General features: G+C 49.2%; 12 protein-coding genes. 6 read left to right on the plus strand and 6 right to left on the minus strand.

Features of this window, described 5'->3' with window-relative positions:
- Nucleotides 1–144 precede the first annotated feature (144 nt).
- The gene (locus tag PRUB_RS21745) at nucleotides 145–714 is read left to right on the plus strand and encodes a DJ-1/PfpI family protein (protein ID WP_010384410.1); all 570 of its coding nucleotides are present in this window, start codon (nucleotides 145–147) and stop codon (nucleotides 712–714) included.
- Here the strand turns inward: PRUB_RS21745 and PRUB_RS21750 are convergent.
- The gene (locus PRUB_RS21750; RefSeq protein WP_010384408.1) at nucleotides 711–1,586 is read right to left on the minus strand and encodes a LysR family transcriptional regulator; all 876 of its coding nucleotides are present in this window, start codon (nucleotides 1,584–1,586) and stop codon (nucleotides 711–713) included. The two genes, PRUB_RS21745 and PRUB_RS21750, sit on opposite strands and share 4 nt — an antisense overlap.
- A 98-nt stretch (nucleotides 1,587–1,684) precedes the next feature.
- On the opposite strand from PRUB_RS21750, the gene PRUB_RS21755 reads away from it, so the two are divergent.
- Complete coding sequence (locus PRUB_RS21755; RefSeq protein WP_010384407.1) at nucleotides 1,685–3,076, plus strand: MATE family efflux transporter; 1,392 nt, start codon at nucleotides 1,685–1,687, stop codon at nucleotides 3,074–3,076.
- 39 nt (nucleotides 3,077–3,115) lie between these two features.
- Here the strand turns inward: PRUB_RS21755 and PRUB_RS21760 are convergent, their stop codons facing one another.
- Complete coding sequence (locus PRUB_RS21760) at nucleotides 3,116–5,503, minus strand: ABC transporter permease (protein ID WP_010384406.1); 2,388 nt, start codon at nucleotides 5,501–5,503, stop codon at nucleotides 3,116–3,118.
- A 176-nt stretch (nucleotides 5,504–5,679) separates the two neighbouring features.
- Between PRUB_RS21760 and PRUB_RS21765 the strand changes: the two genes are divergently transcribed.
- Entirely contained in the window at nucleotides 5,680–6,792 is a 1,113-nt protein-coding gene (locus PRUB_RS21765; RefSeq protein ID WP_010384405.1) for an amidohydrolase family protein, read from the plus strand.
- A gap of 60 nt (nucleotides 6,793–6,852) precedes the next feature.
- On the opposite strand, the gene PRUB_RS21770 is transcribed toward PRUB_RS21765, so the two are convergent.
- On the minus strand, nucleotides 6,853–7,479 hold the full coding sequence (locus tag PRUB_RS21770) for a hypothetical protein (RefSeq protein WP_010384404.1): 627 nt from the start codon (nucleotides 7,477–7,479) through the stop codon (nucleotides 6,853–6,855).
- Between the two features lie 111 nt (nucleotides 7,480–7,590).
- The gene (locus PRUB_RS21775; RefSeq protein WP_010384403.1) at nucleotides 7,591–8,625 is read right to left on the minus strand and encodes an alpha/beta hydrolase; all 1,035 of its coding nucleotides are present in this window, start codon (nucleotides 8,623–8,625) and stop codon (nucleotides 7,591–7,593) included.
- Nucleotides 8,626–8,974: 349 nt separating this feature from the next.
- Between PRUB_RS21775 and PRUB_RS21780 the strand changes: the two genes are divergently transcribed.
- From PRUB_RS21780 to PRUB_RS21790, 3 genes are all read left to right on the plus strand, one after another.
- Complete coding sequence (locus PRUB_RS21780) at nucleotides 8,975–9,649, plus strand: type 1 glutamine amidotransferase domain-containing protein (RefSeq protein WP_010384402.1); 675 nt, start codon at nucleotides 8,975–8,977, stop codon at nucleotides 9,647–9,649.
- Between the two features lie 70 nt (nucleotides 9,650–9,719).
- On the plus strand, nucleotides 9,720–10,328 hold the full coding sequence (locus tag PRUB_RS21785; RefSeq protein WP_010384400.1) for a glutathione S-transferase family protein: 609 nt from the start codon (nucleotides 9,720–9,722) through the stop codon (nucleotides 10,326–10,328).
- A gap of 217 nt (nucleotides 10,329–10,545) precedes the next feature.
- Complete coding sequence (locus PRUB_RS21790; protein WP_010384399.1) at nucleotides 10,546–11,358, plus strand: SDR family NAD(P)-dependent oxidoreductase; 813 nt, start codon at nucleotides 10,546–10,548, stop codon at nucleotides 11,356–11,358.
- Between the two features lie 45 nt (nucleotides 11,359–11,403).
- Here PRUB_RS21790 and PRUB_RS21795 read toward each other — a convergent pair whose 3' ends face one another.
- Together PRUB_RS21795 and PRUB_RS21800 are read right to left on the minus strand one after the other, a co-directional pair.
- A complete protein-coding gene (locus PRUB_RS21795; RefSeq protein WP_010384398.1) occupies nucleotides 11,404–11,904 on the minus strand; it encodes a phosphatase domain-containing putative toxin in 501 nt (166 codons plus the stop codon).
- Complete coding sequence (locus PRUB_RS21800) at nucleotides 11,905–13,887, minus strand: methyl-accepting chemotaxis protein (RefSeq protein WP_010384397.1); 1,983 nt, start codon at nucleotides 13,885–13,887, stop codon at nucleotides 11,905–11,907.
- Between the last annotated feature and the right edge of the window lie 99 nt (nucleotides 13,888–13,986).

A 13,986-nucleotide genomic window follows, 5' to 3' on the forward strand; every position in this document is an offset into this window, starting at 1 on the left:
TTGCCAAGCATACTAAAAGACAAATTCATGAAAGTGCAATCAGATCTCGATTAATCGCCAAAATCAAAGTGTAAATAGATATGAATGGTTAAGATCTGCGCTACACTAAGGGAGCTCAAAAACTTCCTTATTCTGGATCATTCAATGGAAATCGGTATTTTTATTTACGATGGCGTTGAAGTCTTGGACTTTAGCGGCCCATTTGAAGTGTTCAGCACGGCTGCCCGTTTTGTTGACGAGCCCGTAAATGTAAGCCTGATTGCTCCCAGTCATGCACCCGTCAGTTGCCGTGGTGGCTTGTCTGTAAACCCGCATTACAGTATTCATGGTCATCCCAGATTTGATTTGTTGATTGTTGCTGGTGGACAGCATCAGCAGGTACTCAGTAATACCTCAGTGTTAGCCTGGCTGGCTGAAACGGCGACTCATACCCGTCGTTGCGCATCTGTGTGCACCGGGGTCTTTTTGTTTGCTGAAGCTGGACTCATTGACGGTAAATCGGTGACCACTCATTGGGATGACCTGGCGCGGCTGCAAACCAGTTATCCGCACCTGAAAGTGTGTGAAGATAAACGGTTTGTAATGGATCAGAATTTTACCAGCTCGGCAGGGGTGTCAGCAGGTATCGACATGAGCCTTGAGCTGGTAAAGCTGCACTTTGGTAAATCACTGGCGATTAAAACGGCCCGCCAAATGGATTATAACTGGCTCTAAAGTGCCATTGATAAAGCGGTGTCGTAAATCCAGTGAATGACGGGTCCAGTGGCTTTGTCTCTACGCCTGACCAGGCCCATGTCTACGGTCAGAGAGCCGGGAATATGCCGGGTGGAAAGCGTGATAACTGCCTCGTTAAACCAATGAGATTTTACGACATGCTCAGGCACCAGTGCCCAGCCCACCCCTCTTAACACCAGGCCAGCGATATAGTAATAGCTGTCTACATGCCAGTGAAAAGAAGAAATCGCTTGAGACTGGCTGTTGCCAATACGGTCCCGGATCACTAGCTGCCGATGCTGATTTAATTGTTCTACGGTTGGCTGTGAGTGTGATGCCAGCGGGTGATCGGGGGCGACTATCAGACGCTGCTCAAAGCTGCCCAGCGGCGTAAAATCGAGACTTTGTGAAAGTGGCTTTTGGTGAAATAAAATGCCCAGATCGGCTTTTTGTTCATCAACCCAGCCAGCAATATCGTCCTGTGAGCCGTTTAATATAGACAGTTTCAGGAGAGGAAACTGATGTGACAGCTGCTCGAACAGAGTTTCAAAGGCATTGATGGGCACAGCCTCATCCATGGCGACGGTCAGAGATACTTCCTCACCGCAGCTCATAGACAGCGCTCTTGATTGTAACCTCTGGCATTGCATGAGCACAGCTTCTGCCTCTGCGAACAGGTCATGCCCGGCGGCATTTAACACTGGTAACCGGGCTGTGCGGTCAAATAACTCAAAACCCAGATCGGTTTCCAGGTTGGCAATGGCTGTGCTGACACGGGACTGGGCTTTACCCAGCTTGCGGGCGGCAGCAGAAAATGACCCCGTTCTGGCGGCAGTCACAAAGGCTTCCAGTTGATCGAGTGTCCAGTGCATAACAAACTCCAATGTATCCGAAAAGCGGATAGTAACTAACTTTCTTTCATCCGATAGTTAAGCATAATAGCGGTTATTCGCAATGAGCGGGGAGTTTTATGCAAACGCATGATGTTGAGCTGACTGAGCTCAGTCAAAATCAAAAAGATCCGACAGGCAAGCAGAGTGATTCGGTTACCAGAACATTTTGGCGTTACACCATACCGGCTGTTGCCGCCATGATGGTGAATGGGCTGTATCAGGTTGTTGATGGGGTCTTCGTTGGTCATTTTATCGGGGCAGATGGCCTGGCTGCGGTGAATATTGCCTGGCCTGTAGTAGGCCTGATAGCGGGCCTCGGTACTTTGGTAGGCATAGGTGCCGGGAGCCTGTTGTCTTTGTTTCGCGGTGCCAAAGACAGCGAACAGTCGCATGCTGTGCTGGCAACCAGTATCTGGTTGCTGCTGATACTGGCAATGACAACCAGTCTGGGTTTGTATGCCAGTGGCAGTCTGTTGCTTGATTTGCAGGGAGCCAGCGGTGAGGTGCTGAGGTTTGGTTACAGCTATTTGTCGGTATTTGGCTGGGGAGCGTTAGCAACTATGGCAGCAGGCGCGTTACCTATGTTGATCCGTAATGATGGCAGTCCGGGTGTGGCTACGCGGTTACTGATACTTGGGGCGCTGACCAATATTGTTCTCGATTATGTGTTTATCGTGTTGTTGCAATGGCAGCTTGCAGGTGCAGCCTGGGCCAGCGTGGTATCGCAATCCCTGGTGGGCATATTGGCACTGAGTTATTTTTGCTCTTCAAAAGCGGGTATCGGACTGAGCTTAAGCAGGCTGACTTTTTCTCAGAAACTGGCGGGGCGCACCTTAGTTCAGGGCGCATCGGGGCTCGCAATGTTTTTGTACTTTGCATTTATTACTGCACTGCACAACAAGCAGCTACTGACTTATGGTGAGTCCTTGCACGTCGCAGCTTTTGCGCTCATCGGTTATATTGGGGTAATTTATTACTTTTTCGCTGAAGGGGTTGCCAGTGGTATGCAGCCACCGGTGAGCTATTATTACGGTGCGGGGCAAATCGAGAAGATCCGTGCGACCCTTAAGCTGGCATGTCAGGTGAGCTTGTCAGTGGGTCTTGTGATTGTGCTGTGTCTGAACGTGTTTCCCGAAGCGATCGTGTCCTTCTTTACTCGGGATCAGGCACTGCTTAATGAGGCGCAACATGGTGCGCGTCTGCATTTGTCTATGGTGTTTCTGGATGGGTTTATTTTTCTTGCCGCCATGTATTATGTGGCATTGGATCAGGGAGGAAAATCTCTGCTGATCTCGCTGGGTAACATGGTCATTCAGGTGCCATTTTTATACTTGCTGCCATATCAGCTTGGGGTAGATGGAGTATGGCTATCTGTGCCAGTGTCTAATCTGGTGCTAACCTTGATAGTGGCACCAGTGTTGTGGCGGGATTTATCGCGATTAAAACAAGCCGCAGAGGTCCGCGGTTAGTATTCTAAAAAAAGGGGGGATGGAAACCCCCTTTACACATCATAACAACCGCTTGGTGGGAACATATTGGCGGGCTGTGATGAGGCTGATAGCCACCAGAGTTATAATTACACCGGCGAAGCTTGCTACAATGAGTGTCAGACTGGGAGAAAATGCCATTAAGGAGTCGAACCAGGGCCAGCTCAAGCTTATCGCAATCACTGCAAGTGCAAGGCTGAGCAATGCGGGCTGCAAAAATGCTCGGATCCTTGCCAACAATACCTGACGACGTTTTGCTCCCAGCATCAAATGAACTTTGACTACACCTTGCTGAAGATAAGCTGCGTAGCTTTGCAGGCTGTATATGCCATAGGTGGTAATGATTAGGATCAGCAGATTGACAACGACCAACAGCCAGGTTGTGATACGCCGATACTGATGGGCATGGGCGACTTCCTCTGCCAATGCGCGCCACTGAGTCAGGACAAATTGTGGATGCTGTTGTTTTAACCGCGTACTGAGTTGTGTTTTGCTCAGAGTCACCCCAGGTGCGAGTTTAACCAGCAGGTAAGTCGCTGAGCCAAAGTTCGGCAGGTAAAAGCGTGCCGGAGGAATGGGTTTACCTGGCAGTTGCAGGTCGTCGATGACCGCGATGATACGTTGTGCTTTTACCCCATCAATATTCAGCGTTTTATCCAGCACCTCACCGCCTAGCTGACGGGCGAATGTACGATTGACGATCACCACAGGACGTTGTTCCTCAATGTCCTGTGCGGTGAAGGTCCGCCCTGCAATAAGACGTTGTGCCAGTACCGAAAAGTAGTCTTGATCCACATTGCGATGAAATGGCAGATAGCGGGTATCGTTCCACGATGCGGTGACATTGAACTGAAAGTCATCTTTAAGCGGAGTACGGGCGAAACTGGCTGCTATTACACCTGGCTCTTGCAGCAAAGACTGTTTAAACGCTTTAGCCATTGGCGCATAAGCTGGCCAGCCCTGCCAGTCAAGCGTTGCAACATTGAACTCCAGTTCATAGATTTGTTGGGTATCGAAACCCAGCGGGTGAGTCAGCTGCTTCAGGTTGTCCCAAACAAGCTGAGTACAAGCCAAAATGGCCAGGGAAACCAATAATACCTGAGAGGCAACGAAGCGCCTGATGGTTGTCTGCGATAGTTGCGCAGCCTGACCTTTGCCGCTGCGCTTGAGACTGCTCAGCAACTTTTCTGGCTGGCAATGTTTGTGGCTTAAGATCATGAACAAAGCCAGGATTACACCCCCCAGCAGGCATGCCAGCGATACGATCTGCCAGTTAACGGTTAGTTGTGCACTTTGATAAATGAACTGTGATATCCATGTGTTGCTGTAGTTTAGTGCCAGATGCGTTAGTCCGAGGGCGAATGCCAGTGCTGGGACTATTAATAAAGTCAGCTGACACAGCAAGGTATTGCGCAAAGTTGTGTATTTTGCACCAACCACAGATCGCACAGCCAGCTGATGTCGGCTTTGCAGCAACTGGAGTAAAAACATTTGCGCCAGATTCAGACTAGCTAGCAACAATAACGCCAGCGTGCAGGTAAAGACAATAACAATAACCGGATGATCACCACGCAATGCCTTGGTCAGAGGATGTCCGGTCAAACGGGTTTGCCAGTCTCTGAGTTGCGCTGGTGCATGCAAGGCTGCTGATTCATTGGCTCTCGCTTGTAAGTCCGCAAGTTGTGCTTGAGGTGTCGGTGTGCGTAGCAGGACGCGAATGTGTGGATCGGGGCTTTGCCAGTAGCCTTTATATTCAGAGTTGTTGAAACGCAAGGGCAGCCAGAGCTCTGGCTGCCAGCCGGGTTTTAATAGCTCAGGTGGATGATAATCTGGACTAACTACTCCTTGGATAGGGTGGCGTACCCCATTGATATTAACATGGTATTTTAAAATATCTGGTGTGCCACCGAATGCGCTTTGCCACAGCGTATGGCTGATCACCGCACCGTGTGGTTGAGTGTCTGGTGCGGTTAAAAACGCATTACTATGGCCATGAATGAATTCAGCCCCCAGCATAGTTTGCCAGTCGCCACTGACATACGCGGTGTTTATTTTTTCCTGATAGAGGGTGTCCAGGAGGACCTCTTCGGCATAGTAGAGGGTCAGTAATGTGTGTTTACCCGGTGCTGATAACAGCTCAGTGAGTGCCGGGTAAGGCCAGCCCTGATCTGTCAGCTCTGAGGTACTCCCCTGACGGTGATGATCCAGCAGGTGGAGGTGCTGTGGCTGAGGGTAGGGAAGTGGCTTAAACCAGATGTGGTAAAGTACAGTAGCAACACAGAGTACGGCACTGAGTGTCAGTGTCAGCAGGACAAGCATGCTCAATGCCCAGCGCGGTTGCCTGTGCAATTGCAGAAGTGCTGGCTGTAAACAGGTGAACCAGATAAAGTCGCGATAGCGCTGTGACATGGTCAATATCCCTTGAACGGTCGGTGATCAGGATTTAGTCTACAGCAAAGAATGAACCAGAAAAATTGTATAGTGATAACAATTGGTTATATATTTCATGCTGATATCAATTGCAAAAGCGGACCAAAAGTCCGGAATTGCCATGTTGCCATTGCTCAATCAGGCAGGGAGAAACCGTGAAAATACATAAATTACGTGCTGTACTGCTACCTATGGTGATGGCCCTGACAGCGGCTTGTCAAAGCACGCTAAGCGAGCGTCATTTGACACAGTTTAAGCCGGGCGCAGAGCAGGCTTGTTATGACAGGGACACACAGCCTTATACGTTTGTGGTGGATGCCCATGCTCATTTTCGCCCTTTCGGTGGTGAGGCGGTTCCTTACCCTGAACTCATAGGCTATTTTCAGCCTGCTGGTGTTTTATTTGTCAATGCCTTTGGCATCGGACAAATGTTCAGCGCGCAAAGTGGTTGTCAGCGCTTTTCAGTGTGTCCGACAGGTGAAATTAAGCCGACCATCAGAAACGATATTATCAATGCATCCAATGCGCTATTGCACCCAAATACAGATGTTCATCTGACCCTGTCAATGAGCTTTGCCGACCTCAGTGAGCCGCAGTATGTCGCGCAAAAAATGGCATTACTGGACGATGAATTTGGACCTGCATTTACCTGGATGGGAGAGGTGAATCTGGTGAAGCAGGCATTGTTTGCGCATACGCACCGGGCAACGCCGCCGCAGCGAATCGATGACTGGGCGCCGTTTATGGCCCGGCTTAGAGCGCCTGAAGGCGGCAGGGCACCCATGCCTTTGTCCATTCATGCTGATATCGGCTCAGATCAGGCGCCAACCAAGTATTTGCATCTGATGGAAAGTGTGCTGGCCCGTTACCCGGAAAACCCGATTGTTTGGGTCCATATGGGGTTGTCACGGGAGCAAACTAAGCTGGATCCACAGCTGCATATCGCGATTTTATCGCGTCTGCTGGATACCTATCCTAACCTGATGCTGGATATTTCCTGGCGGGTTTTATATGAGGCGTATTTTCGTCATGCGGCAATACGAGAGCAGTATGTGGCTTTTTTTAATCGTTATCCAAAACGTATTCTAACCGGCAGTGATTTTGTGGCAGCAAAAGGCTACCAACAAAGGGATTACAAGCGTGAAGTTGAGGTCAACAGCCGCATTAATCAATATTTGGATGACGAGGCATTTCGATATATCGCACTGGGGCAAAACTACTTTGATTTAATGAAGCTGGACTATCAGGCCCCTGAGGTATGCAGATAAATTAACGGAATACTGACAGACCTTACAGAGCAATCCCTGCTGCCGCCATGTTGCGGTAAGTCATAAACGCATGGCAGGCTTTATTATTTTTGCTTTTTGTTGTTGATACACCAGTTGTTCTTCATGCGCATCAAGTGCTTGTTGGTACTCCTGTGCTGAGATTTCTCTGAGCTGAAAGCGACGCTCTAAAATCAGCACTTGCTGGATGTAACGCATACTGGCGATAAAGGCCTGAGGGGCAACCTGCTTTGAGCGCTGCAATGTGATCAGGTGCTCGTTCAGCTCACTTAACCCTTCCTGTGACAAGTTTTTACTGATCAAATTCTGAGTGAGCATATTATCCAGGTAGTGCGGGTAAACGAGTGGATTGCGGGCAAAAAAGTCGCCCTGTTTACCAAATTGTTCAGGGTTTTCCTGGTAAATTTCATTGAGTTTGACGCTGTAGTCCAGGCTTTCCTCAACCACCGCTTCGGCGGCATAAAGTACCTTAATTAAGTCTTTGATTTCTTTTTTGTCTGCATCGTAGTTGCTGATCGCTATTGCCAGCAGTACACCGACTAAGGTGGCAACCAGGGTCAGAATAAAATTACAGGCTACTTCGTAACGGAGCGTAAAAGCTTTGAATGAGGGGGTAAACAGTAAAGCGCTGAGCGCCAGCAGTGCAATGGTGAGTATGATGTACAGCATGATCGGGTATTCTTTATTGTTATATACCTAAGGTATTGATTTTGTGGTTATCATGCAACTAAAAAGTGAAAAGAGGGTGAAGCTGGCTTGCTGCTTCACCCAGGTTTGAACCTATAAGCGCTGTGATGGAGCCTTGTGAGCCTGTGTATTCAGCCACTCGACCAGTGTGTCCAGTGCGCCTGGAGCAAAATCATCTTCCGTTAAATACAGTGCTGCTCGCATCGACAGCTCGGTTTTAAGCAGGGCGTGGGAGGCATTGCTGATCACCTTTTGAGTCAGTTTGTCTGACGCACCCAGGGTATTGGCAAATACCTGCTGGCTATGTTCAATATCAACCCGGATATCTGAATCACCAAAGAGCGCCAGCATTGGAAAGCGGATCTGGGCAAATCCAACACTGACGTCGGAGTCAATATTGGCACGTACAAAGCGAAAGCGTGCTTCATCCTCCAATGGTCGTGCCATAAATGGATGCAAGTGTAGGTCACTGCCCAGATAGTCATTGAATCCGCTTTTAATGAGCTGATATTCCAGCTCGTTGAGCTCTTCAATCTCTTGCCACACGGTCGTGTCGTCAGGATGAATTTTTTCTTCCTCTATCAGGCGCAACCACATGGTATATTTACTTTGTTCCCGCCAGTTTGCAGCACCACCTATCAGGGCGGCAAAGGTGATTTCGGGTTCATCGCCTAATTCGGCCAGCACCCAGCTTGCCTGGCTGAAGCCAACGACGCCAATGGGATTATTCGGATAACCATTTTGTCTCAGATAGCGAATAGCACTGCGGACCTCTTCTGCACGTTGTGACATCGTTTGTGTCAGCCAGTCGCCATCAGAATTGCCAACGCCAGGTTTACTCCAGGACAGAGTTGCGTATCGTTGCTCGTTTAACGTGGTGATAATTGGCTCAAAGTAGCCATTGGCGTTGTGATCCATCGCGCCATCACCATGTACAAGCAAAACGATAGCATCGTTACTTTGGTGCACTTTAGGTACCACCAGTCTGGCCTGTAACGTGTTTTCGTCTGAACTGAAGGTGATGACACGGTCTTCAACCAGCTCCTGGTTACTGTTATGACAACCGCTGAGTGAGCAAAGTAGGATAAAAAAGAAGGCAGTGAAAAAAGTCGGGTTCCATCTGGGCATTATGATCTCTCCTTTAATTGATACGTCCAATAATCAACAGACTCCTACCATATAGACTGACCCGCTTTAAGGATGTAAAGCTCTGTGGAAAAGTTGTAATTAGCTGTAAAACTTCAGCTAAGGTAAAGGTAATTTCTGTCTGAGCCAATGGATTTGGTCGCATCAGGGACTGATATAAACAGCCTGTAACTTGTACGAAATGACTTTTGCAGTATGGCAAAAGTGTTTGCCAGTTACAGCCATTATCATTTTATGAGAAATAATCTACAGTGAGTACACACCACGCAATGGCCACGAAATATGCCAGTACTGCGCACACAGTTCAAATAACTCAGGAGGGTAAAGTACGATGAAAAAAGTTCTAATTCCGGTCACTAACCACGCAACCCTAGGCGAAACAGATCAGGCAAATGGTACCTACGCCCCGGAGCTGACACATGTCTGTCATATATTAAAAGCACAGGGAATTGCCTTTGATCTGGCGTCTATTGCGGGTGGTCAGGCGCCTTTATATGGTACGGACGCAGAAGGCGATGAGGTGAATCGGCAGATGCTTGAAGATCCTGAATTGCAGGCAAAAATAGCCAATACGCTGAAAGCTTCAGAGCTGAATGTGAGCGATTATGATGCGATTTTTTATCCGGGTGGCTTTGGTCTGCTCAGTGATCTGGCAAGCGACGACCAGTTTGCTGCTTTGGCAGCAAGCCATTATGAAGCGGGTGGGGTGGTAGCGGCAGTGTGCCATGGTCCTGCGGCCTTATTGCCGATCACCCTGAGCAGCGGGGAGTCGCTCATTGCGAATAAGTCAGTCACTTGCTTTACCCGCGAAGAGGAAATTGATTTTGGCACCATCAGCGATATTCCGTTCTTGCTTGAAGAAGCCATTGCCCGTAAAGCGGCGCAATACCGAAAAGCGCAGCCCTGGCAGGAGCTGGTGGTCGAAGATGAACGCCTGATAACGGGTCAGAATCCGGCCAGCGCACACGCTGTGGGTGTGGCACTGGCTAAGCATCTTACACAGTAATTATTGTTATCCTCGTCGGTCGTTTTTGATATGTACGGCCGACTGTTCTCGAAAAGGGATCCATGTTTTCATGATTAAAGTACACCATCTTAATCAGTCACGTTCAACTCGCGTACTGTGGCTGCTTGAAGAGCTTAGGCTGCCTTACGAAGTGGTACACCACGAGCGTGATCCGCATACCCGCCTGGCACCAGCAAGCCTGGGCCAGGTTCATCCGCTAAATAAAGCGCCGGCCATTGAACACAACGGTCTGGTGCTGTGTGAGTCGGGGGCCATCATGGAGTATTTACTTGATCAGGCTGAGCCGACAGCGCTGCGCCCTGCAAAAAGCGATACCCATTATTATCAGTATCTTGAATGGTTACATTTCGCCGAAGGATCTCTGGCACTGCCAGTGATCACGACTTTGTTGTTGGGTATGGAGCAGCGTGATGGAAGCACGCCAATGGATGGATACATTGCCAAAGAGCTGGCACTGGATCTGGGCTATATTGAAGCAACGTTGTCGCAACAAACGTTTTTTGCCGGCCCGCAATTTAGCGCAGCAGACATTATGATGACCATCACACTGGAGTTTGCGGCTAATCTTAAGCTGCTGAATGATAAACCACAGATACAGCGCTATCTTAACCAGGTACAAAGCCGCGAGGCTTATCAGGCTGCCAGAAAGCAAGGGTAAATCGTGATTATGGCTGCTTTGTTTTATTTGCGCAGAGCAGCTGTTTTTCTGGCGCTGACCACTGAACATCGCGTTTTATTATCAATAAAGGTAAAATACTGATTGTTTATTTTGCCCAATAATAAATCTTTCCTAAATAATCTATGCTGTATCTGTACCGTGAGTGCGCTCCGGTTCTTTTTAATCGACCCTATTAACTTCAGTGAGCGATACAGTGATGACAAAAACCATATTAATTACCGGCGCAACCGATGGGATTGGACTGGCCACGGCGAGAACACTCCTTGAGCTGGGCCACCGCGTGATCTTACATGGCAGAAATGCTGAAAAGCTATCGGCGCGCAAAGCTGAACTTTCGGCGCATATCGAGCCGGAACGTGTTGCGACTTACACCGCAGATCTGAGTGTGATCAGTGATATCAAGCATCTGGTCAATGCGCTTAAGCAGGCAGGTACTGAGCTGGATGTGCTGATCAACAATGCCGGTGTATTTGTGATACCAGAGCGAATCACGCCTGAGGGGATTGATGTACGCTTTATGGTGAATACCATTGCCCCTTATCTGCTGACCCGAGCTTTGCTGCCAGATATGAAGCAAGGTGCCAGAGTGATCAACTTATCATCGGCAGCGCAGGCATCTCTGATACCACAAGAGATAATTGCATCCAGTAGCTTGTCGGACAATGCCGCGTATGCCAAAAGTAAGCTCGCCCTGACCATGTGGTCAATGCAACTGGGCGCAGCCTCTGATGATTCCCGGGCGACGGTTGTTGCGGTAAATCCGAAGTCATTTCTGGGGTCAAAAATGGTTGAGCAGGCCTATGGTGTCGCCGGGGGCAATGTCCAGGAAGGCGCGGATATATTGGTTCGGGCGGCGTTGTCGGAGGAATTCTCCAGGGCGTCCGGCCAGTATTTTGACAACGACCATGGCCGCTTTGCACGGGCCCATGATGACGCATATGATGAGCAAAAAGTGACAGAGCTACTCAAAGTCTTAGAGCATTTTCGTCAGCAATATGGGTTTGCGTAATGCATTTGCCACTGTGCTATGACAGTGGCAATCAATATGGAATGACTATTCGAAGCGGGAAAATTGATTGAAAAACTCAAGCTGAGCCGGGTGATTTAACGCTTTTGGACGCAGTGCTTGTACCTGAGGGATGATGTCCGCTTTATCCAGTCCAAGTTGATACATGATCAAACCAATGGCCAGTCCTGTGCGTCCTGAGCCGCCTTTACAGTGCACTGCAACGGTACCCTGTTCAGACAGGATGGCATTAAGCTGCGGCCAGCTCTTCACAAATGCCTGCGTAAAGTCTTCATTAGGTGGGGCATCATCTGCAATGGGCAACTGAAACCACGACATGCCAAGGCCTTCGCACACCTGAGGTAAGGCGTTTGCCTCGTTACTTTCTAACTCCGAAGGGTACATGAGCGTCACAATCGCCTGTGCTCCGGCGTCATGCAATTGTCGAACTGACTCATCCAATGTGGTGCCTTTAGTGCCCGGGCAAGGGGTAAATAACAAAGCTGCGCCATTACCAAGGCGCAGCGTATCGAAAGGGTGTGAGATCATTTAGTCTGTCACTTTATACCGGTCAATTAATTCATCCATATCCATTGCGGCCTCTGCGATATTAGAGGCTGCCACGGCAATTTGTTCGGCCCCGGTTACTGTTTCGGTGGCCTTGGCAAATATTTCTACTATATGTCGGCTGACTTCGTCAATGGCATTGCTTTGCTGCTGGGTATTCACTGACACCGAATCCGTCACTGATTCCACCTGCTTCGCCTGTTCGACTATTTTGCCTAACGCTTCTTTAATGAGCTCGGCTCGTTCGGCGGCCTGCATGGCATTTTCTTTGCCCTGGGTAATGACGTCCGAGGCAGACTTGGCACTGGTTTGTAGTTCGCTCACCAGTGCCGAAATTTCTTCTGTGGACTGCTGAGTGCGACTGGCCAGACTACGTACTTCGTCGGCAACCACCGCAAAGCCACGACCCTGCTCGCCAGCCCGGGCTGCCTCAATAGCCGCGTTCAGTGCCAGCAGATTGGTCTGTTCGGCAATACTCTGGATCATATCAACCATGCCCGAAATGCTGCCCACCCGCTCGTTCAGCGCATCAACGGATGTCGCAGACTTTTCCATATCTAAGGATGCTTGCTGGATCACTTGCACCGCGTCTGTCACGACCTTCTGACCATTGACTGATTCCTCCGACACGGACTTTGCTGCAGCCGCGTTTTCTATCATAGAGTTGGCGATGACCTGAATATTGGCACTCATTTGCTCAGCCGCTGAGGCAATGGTTTGCACACCGGATTGCTGTTCAACCAAATTGGTCTGGCTCTGGCTGATGGCACAAGCTGTTTCGTGGGTTGATGTGGTGATTTTTTGCGACGCTCGACCAAACTCAATCAGATCTTCAGCAAACTGTCGGGTCAGGCTGTTAATGTCGGTTGCCGATTTACCAAGCTCGTCTGAGCTAAGAACACCGATTTCATGTGCCAGGTTGCGTTGATTCATTGCGATGATAATGCCTTCTGCAATCTTGGCAGACTGCTGATGGCGAAGCCGGATGGATATGAACAGCGCAGCTGTTATCAGTAAGCCTATCACCAGAATAATCAATTCAACCACCAGAACCGTAACCGCTCCTTCCTGAATCTTGATGGCCGTTTTATCGACCAGTGTCAGCGCTTTTTCTTCAGCTTCTTTAAGCGCATTAATCCGTTGAGTAGCGGCTGAGAACCAGGCTTCGGGCTCTTGCCCAAACCCCGAATCCCGATCTGCGACGGTGGCTCTGAAAGCGTCAACGTTTTTCATGGCTCTGCTGTTTAATGCCGCAGAAAACATGGCTTTCATCTCTGGGGGCGATGCTTCGAGTGCTTCAGCCAGATAGACTTCTTGTTTGGTGTGAAGCTGGGTATAGCGGGTGCGAAGTGCCGGGGTAAATCTATCTTGTGCAAACACATTTGTCAGCACTGCACGCTCTATGCCTGCAGATTCTTTGGCGCTGGAGAAGTTGTATATCGCCATTAACTCAGTTGCAACGATGTAATCGCGGCTCAGTCGCGCTGCGGTGATAACAATATGCAGGCCCTGATTGTTAATGTCGGTGTAGTATTTTAATGCTTCAGGCAGGCTCATAGAGAGCGAGCTGACTTTGCGCCTGACAGTGTCGAGCTGGTCAAACTTTTGCAGCAATATGTTGAGCTCGCGCGTCATGTCTTCCGATAAGTCCCAGTGTATCACCTCGCTTTTCAGCTTAGTGAGCTGGCTTTCGGTCAGACGGCGTTGCTGTGTCAGGTTGCTTTGAAATTTTTGGCCTTGCGAACCGATGAAGCCTGCGGAAGCACCCCGCTCTTTTTGCGTTTCGTGTATCAGCGCGAGCACAGCATGGCTCAAAAAGGAATTGTATTCGGCGTCATAGGCGTCATTCATGCGTTTTGCTGACACTGACACGTCATAAAAAATGACGCCGCCCAACAGCAAGCATGGAAGCAGAACAACAAGGGTAAGGTGGCTGGATATGGTTTTAGCTATTGTTTTGAGCATGCACGACTCACTTCTTGGGGTTTTAGCGTAAATAGCTGTTTAAATATAGTGCGAAGTGACAATTTTGGATCACTTTACGCACACACTATTGCATAAAGT

Source organism: Pseudoalteromonas rubra (assembly GCF_000238295.3).
Taxonomy (GTDB): domain Bacteria; phylum Pseudomonadota; class Gammaproteobacteria; order Enterobacterales; family Alteromonadaceae; genus Pseudoalteromonas; species Pseudoalteromonas rubra.

Bases quoted from the DNA above. Each gene is read 5' to 3' on its own strand.
- PRUB_RS21745 (WP_010384410.1), top strand. From the start codon at position 145: ATGGAAATCGGTATTTTTATTTACGATGGCGTTGAAGTCTTGGACTTT.
- PRUB_RS21750 (WP_010384408.1), bottom strand. From the start codon at position 1,586: ATGCACTGGACACTCGATCAACTGGAAGCCTTTGTGACTGCCGCCAGA.
- PRUB_RS21755 (WP_010384407.1), top strand. From the start codon at position 1,685: ATGCAAACGCATGATGTTGAGCTGACTGAGCTCAGTCAAAATCAAAAA.
- PRUB_RS21760 (WP_010384406.1), bottom strand. From the start codon at position 5,503: ATGTCACAGCGCTATCGCGACTTTATCTGGTTCACCTGTTTACAGCCA.
- PRUB_RS21770 (WP_010384404.1), bottom strand. From the start codon at position 7,479: ATGCTGTACATCATACTCACCATTGCACTGCTGGCGCTCAGCGCTTTA.
- PRUB_RS21775 (WP_010384403.1), bottom strand. From the start codon at position 8,625: ATGCCCAGATGGAACCCGACTTTTTTCACTGCCTTCTTTTTTATCCTA.
- PRUB_RS21780 (WP_010384402.1), top strand. From the start codon at position 8,975: ATGAAAAAAGTTCTAATTCCGGTCACTAACCACGCAACCCTAGGCGAA.
- PRUB_RS21785 (WP_010384400.1), top strand. From the start codon at position 9,720: ATGATTAAAGTACACCATCTTAATCAGTCACGTTCAACTCGCGTACTG.
- PRUB_RS21790 (WP_010384399.1), top strand. From the start codon at position 10,546: ATGACAAAAACCATATTAATTACCGGCGCAACCGATGGGATTGGACTG.
- PRUB_RS21795 (WP_010384398.1), bottom strand. From the start codon at position 11,904: ATGATCTCACACCCTTTCGATACGCTGCGCCTTGGTAATGGCGCAGCT.
- PRUB_RS21800 (WP_010384397.1), bottom strand. From the start codon at position 13,887: ATGCTCAAAACAATAGCTAAAACCATATCCAGCCACCTTACCCTTGTT.